This is a genomic window from Pseudomonas triticifolii, assembly GCF_014358015.1.
Taxonomy (GTDB): Bacteria; Pseudomonadota; Gammaproteobacteria; order Pseudomonadales; family Pseudomonadaceae; genus Aquipseudomonas; species Aquipseudomonas triticifolii.
Genome location: NZ_JACONV010000022.1, coordinates 14,769 through 29,725, shown reverse-complemented (window position 1 = coordinate 29,725; position 14,957 = coordinate 14,769). Strand labels below are relative to the sequence as shown.

General features: G+C 58.8%; 19 protein-coding genes. 18 read left to right on the top strand and 1 reads right to left on the bottom strand.

The window, feature by feature from the left end; all coding sequences use genetic code 11:
• Positions 1–11: 11 nt before the first annotated feature.
• Positions 12–1,010 (top strand): S49 family peptidase, encoded by a 999-nt coding sequence (locus H8S56_RS20935; protein ID WP_024685229.1) that lies wholly within the window; start codon positions 12–14, stop codon positions 1,008–1,010.
• A 55-nt stretch (positions 1,011–1,065) separates the two neighbouring features.
• On the opposite strand, the gene H8S56_RS20930 is transcribed toward H8S56_RS20935, so the two are convergent.
• Complete coding sequence (locus tag H8S56_RS20930; RefSeq protein ID WP_187519649.1) at positions 1,066–1,644, bottom strand: Maf family protein; 579 nt, start codon at positions 1,642–1,644, stop codon at positions 1,066–1,068.
• Positions 1,645–1,750: 106 nt separating this feature from the next.
• On the opposite strand from H8S56_RS20930, the gene H8S56_RS20925 reads away from it, so the two are divergent.
• The 17 genes from H8S56_RS20925 to H8S56_RS20845 all read left to right on the top strand — a co-directional run bounded on the left by H8S56_RS20925 (position 1,751) and on the right by H8S56_RS20845 (position 14,942).
• The gene (locus H8S56_RS20925) at positions 1,751–2,278 is read left to right on the top strand and encodes a YceD family protein (RefSeq protein WP_024685227.1); all 528 of its coding nucleotides are present in this window, start codon (positions 1,751–1,753) and stop codon (positions 2,276–2,278) included.
• 13 nt (positions 2,279–2,291) lie between these two features.
• Entirely contained in the window at positions 2,292–2,474 is a 183-nt protein-coding gene (gene rpmF, locus H8S56_RS20920) for a 50S ribosomal protein L32 (RefSeq protein ID WP_003179396.1), read from the top strand.
• 4 nt (positions 2,475–2,478) lie between these two features.
• Entirely contained in the window at positions 2,479–3,501 is a 1,023-nt protein-coding gene (gene plsX, locus H8S56_RS20915) for a phosphate acyltransferase PlsX (protein ID WP_187519648.1), read from the top strand.
• 114 nt (positions 3,502–3,615) lie between these two features.
• A complete protein-coding gene (gene fabD, locus H8S56_RS20910; RefSeq protein WP_032610384.1) occupies positions 3,616–4,554 on the top strand; it encodes an ACP S-malonyltransferase in 939 nt (312 codons plus the stop codon).
• Between the two features lie 15 nt (positions 4,555–4,569).
• Entirely contained in the window at positions 4,570–5,313 is a 744-nt protein-coding gene (fabG, locus tag H8S56_RS20905) for a 3-oxoacyl-ACP reductase FabG (protein ID WP_024685224.1), read from the top strand.
• Between the two features lie 192 nt (positions 5,314–5,505).
• Complete coding sequence (gene acpP / locus H8S56_RS20900; protein WP_024685223.1) at positions 5,506–5,742, top strand: acyl carrier protein; 237 nt, start codon at positions 5,506–5,508, stop codon at positions 5,740–5,742.
• Positions 5,743–5,855: 113 nt separating this feature from the next.
• The gene (gene fabF, locus H8S56_RS20895; protein ID WP_024685222.1) at positions 5,856–7,100 is read left to right on the top strand and encodes a beta-ketoacyl-ACP synthase II; all 1,245 of its coding nucleotides are present in this window, start codon (positions 5,856–5,858) and stop codon (positions 7,098–7,100) included.
• Positions 7,100–7,915, top strand: a complete 816-nt coding sequence (gene pabC / locus H8S56_RS20890) for an aminodeoxychorismate lyase (RefSeq protein WP_187519647.1) — start codon at positions 7,100–7,102, stop codon at positions 7,913–7,915. Before fabF ends, pabC begins: the two co-directional genes overlap by 1 nt.
• A 3-nt stretch (positions 7,916–7,918) precedes the next feature.
• Positions 7,919–9,055 (top strand): endolytic transglycosylase MltG, encoded by a 1,137-nt coding sequence (mltG, locus tag H8S56_RS20885; protein ID WP_187519646.1) that lies wholly within the window; start codon positions 7,919–7,921, stop codon positions 9,053–9,055.
• A 19-nt stretch (positions 9,056–9,074) separates the two neighbouring features.
• Positions 9,075–9,707, top strand: a complete 633-nt coding sequence (gene tmk, locus H8S56_RS20880; RefSeq protein ID WP_024685219.1) for a dTMP kinase — start codon at positions 9,075–9,077, stop codon at positions 9,705–9,707.
• Entirely contained in the window at positions 9,700–10,686 is a 987-nt protein-coding gene (locus H8S56_RS20875; RefSeq protein WP_024685218.1) for a DNA polymerase III subunit delta', read from the top strand. The genes tmk and H8S56_RS20875 overlap by 8 nt, the downstream gene beginning before the upstream one ends.
• 31 nt (positions 10,687–10,717) lie before the next feature.
• Entirely contained in the window at positions 10,718–11,074 is a 357-nt protein-coding gene (locus H8S56_RS20870; protein WP_187519645.1) for a PilZ domain-containing protein, read from the top strand.
• Between the two features lie 14 nt (positions 11,075–11,088).
• Complete coding sequence (locus H8S56_RS20865; RefSeq protein ID WP_024685216.1) at positions 11,089–11,874, top strand: TatD family hydrolase; 786 nt, start codon at positions 11,089–11,091, stop codon at positions 11,872–11,874.
• A 325-nt stretch (positions 11,875–12,199) separates the two neighbouring features.
• A complete protein-coding gene (locus tag H8S56_RS20860; protein WP_187519644.1) occupies positions 12,200–12,850 on the top strand; it encodes a LysE family translocator in 651 nt (216 codons plus the stop codon).
• A gap of 154 nt (positions 12,851–13,004) precedes the next feature.
• Entirely contained in the window at positions 13,005–13,667 is a 663-nt protein-coding gene (locus H8S56_RS20855) for a TetR/AcrR family transcriptional regulator (protein WP_024685214.1), read from the top strand.
• Between the two features lie 103 nt (positions 13,668–13,770).
• Positions 13,771–14,373, top strand: coding sequence for a DUF4823 domain-containing protein (locus H8S56_RS20850; RefSeq protein WP_024694559.1), 603 nt, complete (start codon positions 13,771–13,773; stop codon positions 14,371–14,373).
• Positions 14,374–14,381: 8 nt separating this feature from the next.
• On the top strand, positions 14,382–14,942 hold the full coding sequence (locus H8S56_RS20845) for a DUF1285 domain-containing protein (protein WP_187519643.1): 561 nt from the start codon (positions 14,382–14,384) through the stop codon (positions 14,940–14,942).
• Positions 14,943–14,957 lie beyond the last annotated feature (15 nt).

Genomic DNA, 14,957 nt, shown 5'->3' with positions numbered 1-14,957 from the left:
GCGAGTTGAGCATGTCTGACGAATGGAAAGCGCCTGCCTCCCAGAGGGTGGATGAGGCCGTTGACAGCAAGGAAGAGGCGAAAAGCTGGAAGTTGCTGGAGAAGACGCTGCTGGCCAGTGTTCAGGAGCAGCGTCGCGCTCGTCGTTGGGGGATCTTCTTCAAGCTCCTGACGTTTGCAGTGCTGTTCACGGTGCTCATCGTCCCGATGCTGGATCTAAGTGGTGGTGCCTCGCGCCGGGCCAGCCACACCGCCGTGGTCGATGTGCAGGGCATGATCGCCGACAAGGAGCCTGCCAGCGCCGACAACATCATCACCGGGCTACGCGCTGCGTTCGAAGACGCCAAGACCAAGGGCGTGATCCTGAATATCAACAGCCCGGGCGGCAGTCCTGTGCAGTCGGGTTACGTTTACGACGAGATTCGTCGTCTGCGTGCGCAGAAGCCTGACATCAAGGTCTACGCGGTGATCAGTGATCTGGGTGCGTCCGGTGCTTATTACATAGCCAGTGCGGCGGATCAGATCTATGCCGACAAGGCGAGTCTGGTGGGCTCCATCGGTGTTACAGCGGCCGGTTTTGGTTTTGTCGGTGCGATGGAGAAGCTGGGCGTCGATCGCCGAACCTACACCTCCGGTGAGCACAAGGCTTTTCTTGATCCGTTCCAGCCACAGAAAGCCGATGAGACGCAGTTCTGGCAAGGCGTGCTGGACACCACGCATCGTCAGTTCATTGCCAGCGTCAAGCAGGGTCGTGGCGAGCGTCTGAAAGACAAGGATCACCCGGAGCTGTTTTCCGGTCTGGTCTGGACTGGCGAGCAGGCGGTCGGGTTGGGTCTGGTGGATGGTCTGGGCAGCGCTGCCTACGTGGCGCGTGAGGTGATTGGCGAGAAGGACATGGTCGACTATACGGTTGAAGAGTCGCCTTTTGATCGCTTCTCCAAGAAGCTCGGGACCAGCATTGCCGAGCGGTTGGCCATTCTGGCAGGCTTCAATGGTCCGACACTGCGCTGATCGCAGGCGCGGCCTTTAAAAAAACCCGACGCGTGTCGGGTTTTTTCTTGCTGGGTCAGGGAAGGGTGATTCCTTCCTTTATTAGCATGTCCACCAGCCGGATCAGTGGCAGGCCTATCAGGCTGGTGGCGTCACTGCCTTCGGTGGCGCGAAACAGGCTCACACCCAGGCCCTCTGCCTTGAAGCTGCCTGCGCAGTCAAAAGGCTGCTCTGCGTGCAGGTAGCGCTCGATGCTGGCGCTGTCGAGTTTGCGCATGTGGACGGTGAAAGGAACGCAGTCCACCTGGCAGACGCCGGTTTTGCTGTTAAGCAGGGCCAGGCCGGTCAGAAACGTCACACTGTTGCCGCTGGCGGCGGACAGTTGCTCCAGCGCACGCTCGAAGGTATGGGGTTTGCCGAGTATCTGGTTGCCAAGCACCGCCACCTGATCCGAGCCAATGATCAAATGGTCGTCATGCTCGCCCGCAAGGGCCTGTGCCTTCTTCTGTGCAAGGCGCTTCACCAGTTCCAGGGCGGGCTCACCAGGTCGTCTGCTTTCATCGACATCAGGCGATTTGCAGGTGAACGGCAGGCGCAGGCGGGTGAGCAGATCGCGGCGATAAATCGAGCTGGAAGCTAGAAGCAGGGAAGGCATGCGATTCTCCATGGGCTGAGCGCAGATTCTAATGATCCATCGGAGTTGCGAACAGGCCTGAATTTCCTTTGACATGCCAAGGGGGCATCCCTAGAATGCTGCGCCTATGTTGAATGACCCGATTCCACCTCACGTTGACCCGCGCAAATTGGCTGATCGCGGCACTACCCTTCAGGGTGAAGTGCTGCTGGCCGATTTGGAGAGACTCTGCGACCCGCTTTCCGACAATGTCGGTACGGTGCAGGCCAAATTCATTTTCGAGCGTGACGAACGCCGTTCGGTGGTTATCCACAGTGCGATAGACGTCTCGGTCAAGATGGTTTGCCAGCGTTGTCTTGAGCTGGTCACCCTGCCGATCCACAGCGAATGCAGTTACGCTGTGGTGAAGGAGGGTGCGAATACCCAGTCGTTACCGAAAGGTTATGACGTGCTGGAACTGGGCGAAGATCCATTGGATCTGCTGGCACTGATCGAGGAGGAGCTTTTGCTCGCCTTGCCCATCGTGCCTGCTCATCATCCGGAAGAATGCCAGCAACCGGCGGGTCTCGATGAGCCCGAACCGAGCGTGGACGAGGTGACACGGTCCAACCCGTTCAGTGTATTGGCGCAGTTAAAGCGTGACCCAAACGTTTAGGAGTTAATCAATTATGGCTGTTCAGCAGAACAAAAAATCCCGCTCTGCCCGTGACATGCGTCGTTCGCACGACGCTCTTGAGGCAAGCACTCTGTCGGTAGAAAAGACCACTGGTGAAGTTCACCTGCGTCACCACGTATCGCCAGAAGGCGTATACCGTGGTCGTAAAGTGATCGACAAGGGCGCTGACGAGTAATTTCTTGTCCGCTCCGATCATTGCGATCGACGCAATGGGCGGGGACTTCGGTCCCCGCAACATTGTTCAGGCAAGCCTCGCGTGCCTGACTGCTACACCCTCGCTTCATCTGGCCCTTGTCGGCCAAGCCTCCCTGATTGAAGAACTGATCGCCCGCCAGCCTGGTGTGGATCGCTCGCGCCTGCAGATTATCAATGCTGGCGAAGTCATCACCATGGATGACCCTCCTGCCCAGGCGTTGCGTGGCAAGCCCGACTCTTCGATGCGTGTTGCGCTGCAGCTGGTTGCCAGTGGTCAGGCGCAAGCCTGCGTCAGTGCGGGCAATACAGGTGCCTTGATGGCGCTGTCGCGGTTTGTGCTCAAGACGTTGCCGGGCATCGATCGTCCGGCTATGGTTGCCGCCATTCCAACACGTGCGGGCTATTGTCAGTTGCTGGATCTGGGGGCCAATGTCGATTGCAGCGCCGAAACCCTGTATCAGTTTGCGGTCATGGGCTCGGTGATGGCTGAAACCTTGGGTATTACCCGGCCCAAAGTGGCCTTGCTCAACGTCGGTACCGAAGACATCAAGGGCAATCAGCAGGTCAAGCGTGCGGCCAGTCTGTTGCAGGCAGCGTCTGGGCTCAATTACATCGGCTATGTCGAGGGTGATGGCGTTTACCGTGGCGAGGCTGACGTGGTGGTATGCGACGGCTTTGTTGGCAATGTGCTGCTCAAGTCCAGCGAAGGTCTCGCTTCCATGATCGCTGCCCGGATCGAGATGCTGTTCAGTCGCAATCTGTTGACCAAGGCTGTAGGTGTATTGGCGCTGCCGTTGTTGAAGCGTCTGCAGGCCGATCTGGCACCTGCCCGTCATAATGGCGCGAGCTTGTTGGGCTTGCAGGGTATTGTCGTGAAGAGCCATGGCTCCGCGAGCGTCCAGGGGTTTCAGAGTGCGATCAATCGTGCGTTGATCGAAACCCGCGAAAACCAGCCTCAGCGGCTGCGCGGACAGCTCGAAGTCTTGCTCCAGAACGACCGGATCTGAAAATGTGACCCATTAGACTGCCCGGTCATCCAACCGAGCAGTCATGTAATTTTGAATACCGTGTTTGGCCATGCCGAACGCATTTTTTGTGACAACCATTCAGGGGCTTGTTAAATGTCTGCATCCCTCGCATTCGTATTTCCGGGTCAAGGATCGCAATCGCTGGGCATGCTTGCCGGGCAGGCCGAGCAGCATCCTTTGATCCTCGATACTTTTGAACAGGCGTCCGATGCGCTGGGCTATGACCTCTGGGCGTTGACTCAGCAAGGTCCTGCCGAACTGCTGAATCAGACCGACAAGACTCAGCCTGCCATTTTGACTGCCTCCGTCGCGTTGTGGCACGTCTGGCTGGCGGAAGGCGGCGCGATTCCTGCCTTTGTCGCGGGGCATAGTCTGGGTGAGTACAGCGCGCTGGTTGCAGCGCAGAGCCTGAGCCTGGCCGACGCGGTCAAGCTCGTCGAGCGTCGTGGTCAGTTGATGCAGGAAGCGGTTCCTGCCGGCCAGGGCGGGATGGCTGCCATCCTGGGTCTGGACGATGCCGATGTCATTGCAGCCTGCGCCGAAGCAGCTCAGGGCGAGGTGGTCAGTGCGGTGAATTTCAACTCGCCGGGCCAGGTCGTGATCGCAGGATCCGCTGAAGCGGTGAAGCGGGCCATGGAATTGTGCAAGGCGCGGGGCGCCAAGCGTGCCTTGCCGTTGCCAGTAAGCGTTCCCTCGCATTGCGAGTTGATGCGTCCGGCCGCCGAGCGCTTTGCTCAGTCCATCGAGGCCATCGAATGGCAGGCCCCCGAGATTGCTCTGGTGCAGAACGTCAGCGCCAGTGCGGTAAGTGATCTGGAGACGCTCAAGCGTGATTTGCTGGAGCAGTTGTACAAGCCGGTTCGCTGGGTGGAATCCATCCAGTGCCTGGCAAGCCGTGGTGCAACCCAGTTGGTGGAGTGTGGGCCGGGCAAGGTGCTTGCCGGTCTGAATAAGCGTTGCGCCGAGGGCGTGACTACTTACAACCTGGATACCCCAGATGCCTTTGCCGCCGCGCGTGCGGCACTGGCCTGATTAGGAGAAGCCTGCATGAGCCTGCAAGGTAAAGTTGCACTGGTGACTGGTGCCAGCCGTGGTATTGGTCAAGCCATTGCCCTGGAGTTGGGGCGCAATGGTGCTGTGGTCGTGGGGACTGCGACTTCCGAGTCCGGTGCCGAGCGCATCAGCGCGGCGTTCAAGGAGGCCGGTATCGAAGGTTTCGGCCTGATGCTGGATGTGTGCAGCGCCGAGTCGGTTGACTCGGTTCTGTCGACCATTCAGGAGCGTGTCGGTGCGCCGCTGATTCTGGTCAATAACGCAGGTATCACCCGCGATAACCTGATGATGCGCATGAAAGACGACGAATGGTATGACGTGGTCAACACCAATCTCAACAGTCTGTTCCGCCTTTCCAAGGGTGTACTGCGTGGTATGACCAAGGCTCGCTGGGGTCGTATCATCAGCATTGGTTCCGTAGTGGGTGCCATGGGCAATGCCGGTCAAGTAAACTATGCTTCCGCGAAGGCCGGGCTGGAAGGTTTCAGCCGTGCTCTTGCCCGTGAAGTGGGTTCGCGTGCCGTGACCGTGAACTCGGTAGCGCCAGGTTTCATTGACACAGATATGACGCGTGAGCTGCCGGAAGCACAGCGCCAGTCCTTGATCACCCAGATCCCTCTGGGCCGTTTGGGGCAGGCACAGGAAATCGCCAACGTGGTTTCCTTCCTTGCGTCCGAAGGAGCAGGTTACGTGACCGGGGCGACGATCCCGGTCAACGGCGGCATGTACATGAGCTGAATGTGACGATCTGTTTCAAAAAAATGTCATACGATCTGTCTAAAATCCGTTATAAAGCTGCAATCTATAAATGGGTAAAAGGGCGGTTGGGCAAGGGTGGAGAGCGTTATGCTTGAAAAACGTAAAACCTCTTCTATACACTTACCTTCTGGCCAGATGCCTGAATATTTCCACTAGGAGTTAAAACTAGGTATGAGCACCATCGAAGAGCGCGTCAAGAAAATCGTTGCCGAGCAACTTGGCGTCAAGGAAGAAGAGGTTGTCAACACTGCTTCTTTCGTTGAAGACCTGGGCGCTGACTCCCTGGACACCGTTGAGCTGGTTATGGCTCTGGAAGAGGAATTCGAGACCGAGATTCCTGACGAAGAAGCGGAAAAGATCACTACCGTTCAAGCTGCTATCGATTACGTTAACGGCCACCAGGCTTAATATTCGTAATCGCTGCTTGCTGTCACGGGAAAACCGCACTGCTTTAATCGGCGTGCGGTTTTTTCTTTAAAAAACGTTGTGATGTTCCGTTAACGAGAGAAAAGGAGAGTCCTGTGTCGCGTAGACGCGTCGTGGTCACCGGGATGGGCATGCTGTCGCCACTGGGTAATGATGTGCCCAGCAGTTGGCAAGGCATTCTGGCGGGCCGCAGTGGCATTGGCCTTATCGAGCACACGGATCTGTCTGCCTTCACCACCCGCTTCGGTGGCTCGGTCAAGGGATTCAACGTGGAAGAGTACCTGGCGCCCAAAGAAGCGCGTCGGCTCGATCTTTTCATTCAATACGGACTTGCTGCCAGCTTTCAGGCTGTGCGCAATGCGGGTCTGGAAGTCACCGACGCAAACCGTGAGCGCATTGGCGTTGCCATGGGGTCGGGTATCGGTGGTCTGACCAACATCGAAAACAGCAGCCGTTTGCTGCACGAGCAGGGGCCAGGGCGGATCTCTCCGTTCTTCGTACCAGGCTCGATCATCAACATGATTTCAGGTTTCCTGTCCATCCATCTGGGCGCACAGGGACCCAATTACGCCATCGCGACGGCCTGTACCACGGCCACTCATTGCATCGGCATGGCGGCACGCAATATCGCCTACGACGAAGCCGACGTCATGATCGCCGGCGGCGCTGAAATGGCGGCCTGCGGTCTGGGGCTGGGCGGTTTTGGCGCGGCGCGCGCGCTGTCGACCCGCAATGATGATCCGACACGTGCCAGCCGTCCCTGGGACAAGGGTCGTGACGGTTTCGTCCTGGCCGACGGTGCCGGCGCGATGGTTCTGGAAGAACTGGAGCACGCAAAAGCCCGTGGTGCGACCATCTACGCCGAGCTTGTTGGTTTCGGAATGAGCGGCGATGCTTATCACATGACTTCGCCGCCGGATGACGGCGCGGGTGCAGCGCGGTGTATCGTCAACGCTCTGCGCGATGCCAAGGTCAATCCTGATCAGGTGCAGTACATCAACGCACACGGCACTTCCACGCCTGCTGGCGATCTGGCGGAAGCGTCTGCGATCAAGAGTGTCTTTGGTGATCACGCCTACAAGCTGGCGGTCAGCTCCACCAAATCGATGACTGGCCACCTGCTCGGTGCAGCGGGCGCAGTCGAGGCTATCTTCAGTGTCCTGGCGCTGGTTGATCAGGTCGCTCCGCCGACCATCAACCTGGACGAGCCAAGCGAGGGTTGCGATCTGGACTTCGTGCCTCACGAAGCCCGCCGCATGCCGATTGACGTCGTACTCTCGAACTCCTTCGGGTTCGGTGGCACCAATGGCTCGCTGGTGTTTCGCCGGTTAGCCGACTAATGCTCGGCTGGATCGACGGTTGCCCGGCCGATTCCGTGTCCTTGAAGGACAGAGGTCTGGCCTACGGCGATGGTGTGTTCGAGACCGTTGCCGTCAAATCAGGGCAGCCGTTGATGTTCGAGCGACATCTGCAACGCCTTGAGACTGCCTGTCAGCGCCTGACGATTCCGGTCGATAAGGCGCTGGTGCGTACTGAAATGACCCGTTTCGCCGCCCAGCTCGGTGAGGGTGTCATGAAGCTGATCCTGACCCGAGGCGACAGCCAGCGCGGTTACGCACCGGCCCCCGATACTCAGTCGCGGCGAATCCTGCAGGGTGGTCCGGCGCCGATGTACCCGGCTGCGAATGCCGATGCAGGTGTTCGCTTGTTTCCTTGCAAGACACGCCTGGCCGAGCAGCCGCTGCTGGCAGGCCTCAAGCACCTGAACCGTCTCGAGCAAGTGTTGGCGCGTTCGGAATGGCAGGACACCGAGCATGCCGAAGGACTGGTCTGTGATACGTCAGGCCGTCTTATTGAAGGCGTCTACAGCAATCTGTTTCTGGTGTCGGAGGGGCGATTACTGACCGCTGACCTGAGTCGATGTGGCGTCGCTGGCGTAATGCGCGCCGAATTGCTGGATCAGGCACGAACCCTGGGCGTCGCTGTCGATATCCGTGATCTGTACGCGTATGACCTCGCGCAGGCTGACGAAGTGTTCCTGTGCAACAGCGTTTATGGCATCTGGCCGGTGTGCGGCTTCGAACACCTCGGCTGGCCCGTTGGCCCGCTGACCCGTAAACTGCAAGGCATTGCTCGCGCCCTTCTGGATATCTGATTCGTGATCCGAAAATTATTCGTATTGCTGGAAACCGCTGTCGTCCTGGCAGGCCTGGCGCTGGGTTTTGCGTTCTGGCAACAGTACCAAGCGTTGCATCAGCCGCTTGAGGTCGCTCAGGAACGATTGCTGGATGTGCCAGCCGGCTCGACCCCGACCGGTGTTCTCAACCGACTGCAGGCCGACGGTGTCATCAAGGATGCCTTCTGGTTGCGCCTGTACTGGCGCTTCAATCTGTCCGGCCAGCCGCTTCACAGCGGCGAATACCGTATGGTTCCGGGCATGGACGTGAACGCCTTGTTCGGCGTCTGGAAGCGTAAGGAAGTCGTGCAATACAGCCTCACACTGGTCGAAGGCTGGAACTTTCGTCAGGTTCGCGCGGCGCTGTCCAGACAGGTCAAGCTCGATCAGACGCTGGCAGGCCTGAGCGATGCCGAACTGATGAAAAAAATCGGCTACCCTGACGTATTTCCCGAGGGCCGTTTCTTTCCGGACACTTATCGCTACGTACGCGGCATGACTGATGCCGAGCTGCTCAAGCAAGCTTACAGTCGTCTGGAGGAGGTGCTTGACGAAGAGTGGGCTGCTCGAGCTGCGGACGTGCCGTATGCCGATCCCTATCAGGCGCTGATCATGGCGTCTCTGGTCGAAAAGGAAACCGGTGTACCGCAGGAGCGCGGGCAGATTGCCGGTGTGTTCGTGCGACGCCTCAAGCTGGGCATGCAGTTGCAGACCGATCCGACCGTGATCTATGGCATGGGCGAGCGCTATAACGGTAAGCTCACCCGAGCCAACCTGAAAGAGGCGACGCCTTACAACACCTACGTGATTGCCGGGATGCCGCCGACGCCCATCTCGTTGGTCGGACGCGAAGCGATTCACGCCGCGCTCAATCCGGTGGCGGGTGAAAGCCTGTACTTTGTCGCCAAAGGTGACGGCAGTCATGTCTTCTCTGCGGATCTGGACGCTCATAACGCTGCTGTCCGCGAATACCAGATCAAACGACGTGCCGACTATCGATCCAGCCCGGCACCGATTCCGGCTCCCGCACCGACCGCTGTGCCTGAGCCCGATCCGGCCTCCTCAGAGCCCTCGACTGCTGCGCCAGATTCCTCGCAACGGGAGTCCGGCTCGCAATGAATATGACTAAGGATTATCTGTGACTGGCCTGTTCATTACCCTTGAAGGCCCGGAAGGGGCTGGAAAAAGCACTAACCGCGAGTACCTGGCAGCGCAGTTGCGCGCTCAGGGTGTCGACGTTTTGCTGACCCGCGAGCCAGGCGGTACGCCGCTGGCTGAACGCATTCGCGAGCTACTGCTGGCACCCAGTGACGAAGCCATGTGTGCTGATACCGAACTGCTGTTGGTGTTCGCTGCGCGTGCCCAGCATCTGGCCGAGGTCATTCGCCCGGCGCTGGCAAAAGGCCAAGTGGTCCTGTGTGACCGCTTCACGGATGCCACCTACGCCTACCAGGGTGGCGGGCGTGGCCTGTCTCATGAACGCATCGCCGTGCTGGAACAGTTCGTTCAGGCAGACCTGCGTCCGGACATGACGCTGGTGTTCGATCTGCCGGTAGAGGTCGGCCTTTCACGTGCCGCTGCGCGCGGCAGGCTGGATCGTTTCGAGCAGGAAGGCCGGGCATTTTTCGATGCGGTGCGCAGCACCTATCTGGCACGCGCTGCTGCGCAGCCGTCGCGTTATCAATTGGTGGATGCGGCGCAGAGCCTGCCACAAGTCCAGCTTGCGCTAGACGCCTTGCTGCCGAAACTGCTGGAATTGCGACGTGGCTGAGGCCTATCCCTGGCAACAGGCGCTTTGGCAGCAGATGGCCGGACGAGATCAGCATGCGCATGCGTACCTGCTGCATGGTCCGGCCGGTATCGGCAAGCGGGCACTGGCCGAGCGGCTGATGGCCAGCCTGCTGTGTCAGCGGCTCGAAGGGCTGGATGCGTGTGGAAGTTGCAAATCCTGCCTGCTGCTGGCCGCTGGTAGTCATCCTGATAATTACGTACTTGAACCGGAAGAGGCCGACAAGCCGATCAAGGTCGATCAGGTGCGTGATCTGGTCAGTTTCGTTGTGCAGACTTCGCAGATGGGCGGGCGCAAGGTGGTGCTCATCGAACCGGTCGAGGCGATGAACATCAATGCGGCCAACGCTTTGCTCAAAAGTCTTGAAGAGCCGTCGGGCAATACCGTGCTGTTACTGGTCAGTCATCAGCCCAGCCGCCTGTTGCCGACCGTCAAAAGCCGCTGTGTACAGCAAGCCTGTCCGTTGCCTGATGAGCGGATGAGTCTTCAATGGCTGAATTCCGCGCTGCCGGATTGCTCTGAGCAGGAGCGCCTGGAATTGCTCACCCTGGCAGCCGGTTCGCCTCTTGCTGCCGTTTCGCTGCACGCGCAAGGTGTCCGGGAGCAACGTGCCCTGGTGGTGGATGGCGTCAAGAAGCTGCTCAAGCAGCAGCAATCGCCCACCCAGTTGGCGGAAGGCTGGAAGGACATTCCGTTGTTGTTGCTTTTCGACTGGTTCTGCGACTGGTCGCACCTGATTCTGCGTTATCAGCTGACCGAAGACGAAGAGGGCCTCGGCCTGAGTGACATGCGCAAGGTGGTGCAATATCTGGCGCAAAAGTCTTCGCGTGGCAAAGTGCTGGATATTCAGGATTGGGTATTGGCTCAACGCCAGAAAGTCATGTCCAAGGCCAATCTCAATCGCGTGCTGTTGCTTGAAGCCCTGCTAGTTCAGTGGGCAGGGCTGCCTGGACAGGCGTAGACTGCCGGTCATCAACCGTTGAGGTGTTGTCATGAGCTCGCCGCTTAATGCAGGTCCGCGTAACGGCATTCTGTCCCTGACCATCAAGGACAAGTCTGTGTTGTACGCGGCGTACATGCCGTTTATCAGGAACGGCGGACTGTTCATTCCCACCAGCAAAAGTTACACGCTGGGCGATGAAGTGTTCATGCTGCTCAACCTGATGGATGAGGCCGAAAAGGTCCCGGTCACTGGTCGCGTGACCTGGATCACCCCCAAAGGCGCGCAGGGCAACCGCGCGGCGGGTGTCGGCGTGCAATTCATTGATGGCGACAATACGGCTCGCAACCTGATCGAAACCTATCTGGTCGGCGCTTTGAAGTCCGACCGTCCTACCCACACGATGTAGTTGTTCTTTTGCCCATGCTTGTAGATTCCCATTGTCACCTTGATCGTCTTGACCTCACCCAGCACGATGGCTCTCTGGAGGCTGCCCTTGAGGCCGCGCGAGGCCGCGGCGTCGGGCATTTTCTGTGCATCGGTGTCAGCGCTGACAATGCGGGGGCTGTGAAGGCGCTGGCAGAGCGCTTTGACGATGTCGATTGCTCGGTCGGTATCCACCCACTCGACCTCAAACCTGGCGAAGCGCCGGCACTGGACTGGCTGCTGACCGAACTCGACCACCCGCGGGTGGTGGCCATTGGCGAAACCGGTCTGGATTATCACTACGAACCGGAAGCTGCCGAGTTGCAGCAGGCGTCATTCCGCCTGCATCTCCAGGCCGCTGCGACGACAGGCAAGCCGGTTATCGTGCACACCCGGGGCGCACGCGCCGACACTTTGAATCTTCTGCGCGAAGCGGCGCTGCCGCAGGCTGGCGTCCTGCATTGCTTCACCGAAGACTGGGATATGGCCAGGGCCGCGCTGGACCTGGGCTTCTACATCTCGCTATCCGGGATCGTGACGTTCCGCAATGCCGACGCGCTGCGGGACGTCGCACGCCAGGTGCCCGCCGACCGGTTGCTGGTCGAGACCGACTCCCCGTACCTCGCGCCGATCCCTTACCGAGGCAAGCCGAACCTGCCGCAGTATGTGCGTGAAGTCGCCGAGTTTCTGGCCATGCTTCGCGGTGAGTCCTATGAACGCTTTGCCGAGCAGACGACCGAAAACTTCGCTCGCCTGTTCCCGCTGGCGCATTTGCGCCGCTGAGCGGGTGGTCAAATCGCAGGCAAAAAAAACCCGGATTCTGGGGGGGTGAAGCCGGGTTAAGACCATTAGGAGTAAAACAAAGGCACGCTGTCCTTTGGCGCCTTTACTGGCGAACCACTTGGGGGAATGGCGCGCCAACGATCTTATTATTGACCAGTATCGAGGGGCGTCCAGGGATAGTTGTTCATTTTTTAAACAATTTTGGAATACTAAACCGGTTCTTGAGCACTGAATAAGCGTCCGCGCATGAGTTTAGGCCGATATTCATGTTGTTCGTTGTGTGTGGCAGGGCTTGGCCTCCAAATGGCCTGTTCGAGGGTGTGGCGTGGGTTTTTCCAACGGTTTTTTATTGAGTCTGTCGTTGTGCCTGGACATTGGCCTGGCGAACATCGCGATGATTACGCTTTCCATGCAGCGCGGCTTCTCCAGAGGGCTATGGCTGGGGTTGGGCACCTGTGTGGGCGATCTGGCCTATGCGGTACTGGCCATGTTGGGCATGGCCGTGCTGCTTCAGTACGAGGCGGTTCGCTACGTTCTATGGCTGGGCGGTACGGCGGTGCTGGCCTGGTTCTGTTTCAGAATGGTCATGAGCGCCGTCACGGTCAGCGCGGGTGTTGAAAGCCAGAACGTGCAATGGGGCAAGACCAGTGGCGCGCTGTTCTTTCGCGGCATTTTTTTGGCCATGTCGTCGCCCAGCGCCATCCTCTGGTTTGCGGCGGTGGGTGGTGCACTCATTGCGCGGCAAGGTTCGGACCTGGCCAGTGCTTCGGTTTTTCTCGCAGGCTTCTTGGCGGCAGGCGTGGTCTGGTCAATCACGCTTTGCGCGCTGGCGCATCAGGGCGGACGCCTGATGGGCGAACGCATGCTGCGAATGTCTTATATTGCGTCGGCGCTGATATTTGCCTATTTCACGCTCTATGTCGTGATTACCGGCTACCTGGAGTTTGTCGGTCCCGTGCCCGGCATCAGCCAGTAAACACCCGAGGCGCGGGCACAGCGTCGGCAGGGTGCGCTTTGCTTGCAGCGCCTTGTATTGTTCATTTCCCTCTATATGGTCGGATGATCCGTGCAATTTAGCGCCAATTGGGCATAATACGCGGCTTCGATTTCGATTCCTGACAGACCTTTTTATGCAAAAAGAACCTCGTAAGGTCCGTGAGTTTCGCCGCCGTGAGCAGGAAATTCTCGACACCGCGCTAAAACTGTTCCTTGAGCAGGGCGAAGACAGCGTCACGGTCGAAATGATCGCGGATGCCGTTGGTATCGGCAAAGGCACGATCTATAAGCACTTCAAGTCCAAGGCGGAGATCTATCTGCGCCTGATGCTCGATTACGAGCGGGATCTGAACGAGCTGCTGCACTCGGCCGATGTCGACAAGGACAAGGAGGCGCTGTCACGTGCCTACTTTGAGTTCCGCATGCGCGATCCTCAGCGTTATCGCCTTTTTGATCGCCTCGAAGAAAAGGTGGTCAAGGGCAATCAGGTGCCTGAGCTGGTCGAAGAGCTGCACAAGATCCGCGCCTCGAACTTCGAGCACCTGACGCTGCTGATCAAGGGCCGCATTACTGAAGGCAAGCTGGAAGACGTCCCGCCTTACTACCACTACTGCGCAGCCTGGGCGCTGGTGCATGGCGCTGTCGCGCTGTATCACTCGCCGTTCTGGAGCAATGTGCTGGAAGATCAGGAAGGCTTCTTCCACTTCCTCATGGACATCGGCGTGCGCATGGGCAACAAGCGCAAGCGCGACGGGGATGCGCCTCACGAACCCAGGCCTGATCCGGTTGAATCCTGACCCCGCAGAACAAGGCTCGCCGCGCACCTGAGCAGAGATGGCGCGGAAGCTGCATCCGACGACCATTCGCCGGTTTTCCGTCACCGGCACTTGGGAGGGGATGATGCGTAGCCTGTTTCTGCTGCTGACGTTTTTGGCGTTGAGCGGTTGCATGAAAGTCAGCGACATGGGAGAGGGCGTTCGCGAGCAGTTCAGCGATGCTGGCCTGCTCGATCACAGTGAAACCCGTCGCATTGCCAACTGGCGCGTGCAGCCCGACTCCTTCATCTATATTGCTCAGGGTGCCTTCGTGCCGCCCGGCAACGCTTATCCGCGACCCAATGTCGTGGCTGAAGAGGCGTTCAAGGGCTTTATCGAATACTTTCCCATGGTTCGTCGCGCGCCTGCGCCGCTAGGCCTTGACGAAGCGATGATCGAGGCCCGAAGTGCCGGCGCGCACTACCTGCTGTACACCCGCTTTGCCAAGGCCGATGACCGTATCGGTAATGGCGATCAGTGGTCGGATCAGGAAGCAGTGGACCGCCTGGGCATAGACTCGGGCGTCATTCAGCTCATGCTGATCGAGACCAGCACCCGCTATCTGATTGACAGCGCGCGTATTCGCAGTCGTGGCGGATTGCTGACGCTTTACGACACTAGCCCCGAAGATTTGCTAGGTCCGCCCCTTGAAGACTACGCTCGTACCTTGTTGGGTGTTGAGCGCTAGGAGTAAGCATGACCGATTCAGGCAAGGCCAACGACCTGTTTGCGCAGATCCCCAAGAGCAAAGGCTTGCCGCCTGTTCATCTCTGGAATCCCGATTTCTGCGGCGATATCGACATGCGTATCGCCCGCGACGGCACCTGGTACTACCAGGGCACCCCGATCGGGCGCAAGCCGATGGTGCGGCTGTTCTCGACTATCCTGCGCCGTGACGGCGACGACTATTTCCTCATTACGCCGGTCGAAAAGGTCGGCATCAAGGTCGATGACGCGCCTTTTGTCGCTGTGGCGCTTGATGTGACGGGCGAGGGCGAGACGCAGGTCCTGCGCTTTGTGACCAATGTCGAGGATGAAACCCAGGCGGGTGTCGATCACCCGTTGCGTGTCCTCATTGATCCAGAGACTCAGGAGCCTGCCCCTTACATTCATGTACGCAGCAACCTTGACGCGCTGATTCATCGCAATGTGTTCTATCAGTTGGTGGAGCTGGCGGTCACCCGTGAAATCGACGGGCAGCGCTGGTTGGGTGTCTGGAGTGATGGCGTGTTTTTCCCGATTGGGCTGGAGCCCTGAACCGGTTGCGTATCC

Excerpts from the sequence above, each read along its gene's own strand:
- rpmF (WP_003179396.1), top strand. The coding sequence starts at position 2,292 with ATGGCTGTTCAGCAGAACAAAAAATCCCGCTCTGCCCGTGACATGCGT.
- pabC (WP_187519647.1), top strand. The coding sequence starts at position 7,100 with ATGCTCGGCTGGATCGACGGTTGCCCGGCCGATTCCGTGTCCTTGAAG.
- H8S56_RS20930 (WP_187519649.1), bottom strand. The coding sequence starts at position 1,644 with ATGCCTTCCCTGCTTCTAGCTTCCAGCTCGATTTATCGCCGCGATCTG.
- H8S56_RS20845 (WP_187519643.1), top strand. The coding sequence starts at position 14,382 with ATGACCGATTCAGGCAAGGCCAACGACCTGTTTGCGCAGATCCCCAAG.
- fabD (WP_032610384.1), top strand. The coding sequence starts at position 3,616 with ATGTCTGCATCCCTCGCATTCGTATTTCCGGGTCAAGGATCGCAATCG.
- H8S56_RS20870 (WP_187519645.1), top strand. The coding sequence starts at position 10,718 with ATGAGCTCGCCGCTTAATGCAGGTCCGCGTAACGGCATTCTGTCCCTG.
- acpP (WP_024685223.1), top strand. The coding sequence starts at position 5,506 with ATGAGCACCATCGAAGAGCGCGTCAAGAAAATCGTTGCCGAGCAACTT.
- fabG (WP_024685224.1), top strand. The coding sequence starts at position 4,570 with ATGAGCCTGCAAGGTAAAGTTGCACTGGTGACTGGTGCCAGCCGTGGT.
- H8S56_RS20855 (WP_024685214.1), top strand. The coding sequence starts at position 13,005 with ATGCAAAAAGAACCTCGTAAGGTCCGTGAGTTTCGCCGCCGTGAGCAG.
- H8S56_RS20935 (WP_024685229.1), top strand. The coding sequence starts at position 12 with ATGTCTGACGAATGGAAAGCGCCTGCCTCCCAGAGGGTGGATGAGGCC.
- H8S56_RS20865 (WP_024685216.1), top strand. The coding sequence starts at position 11,089 with ATGCTTGTAGATTCCCATTGTCACCTTGATCGTCTTGACCTCACCCAG.
- H8S56_RS20850 (WP_024694559.1), top strand. The coding sequence starts at position 13,771 with ATGCGTAGCCTGTTTCTGCTGCTGACGTTTTTGGCGTTGAGCGGTTGC.
- H8S56_RS20925 (WP_024685227.1), top strand. The coding sequence starts at position 1,751 with ATGTTGAATGACCCGATTCCACCTCACGTTGACCCGCGCAAATTGGCT.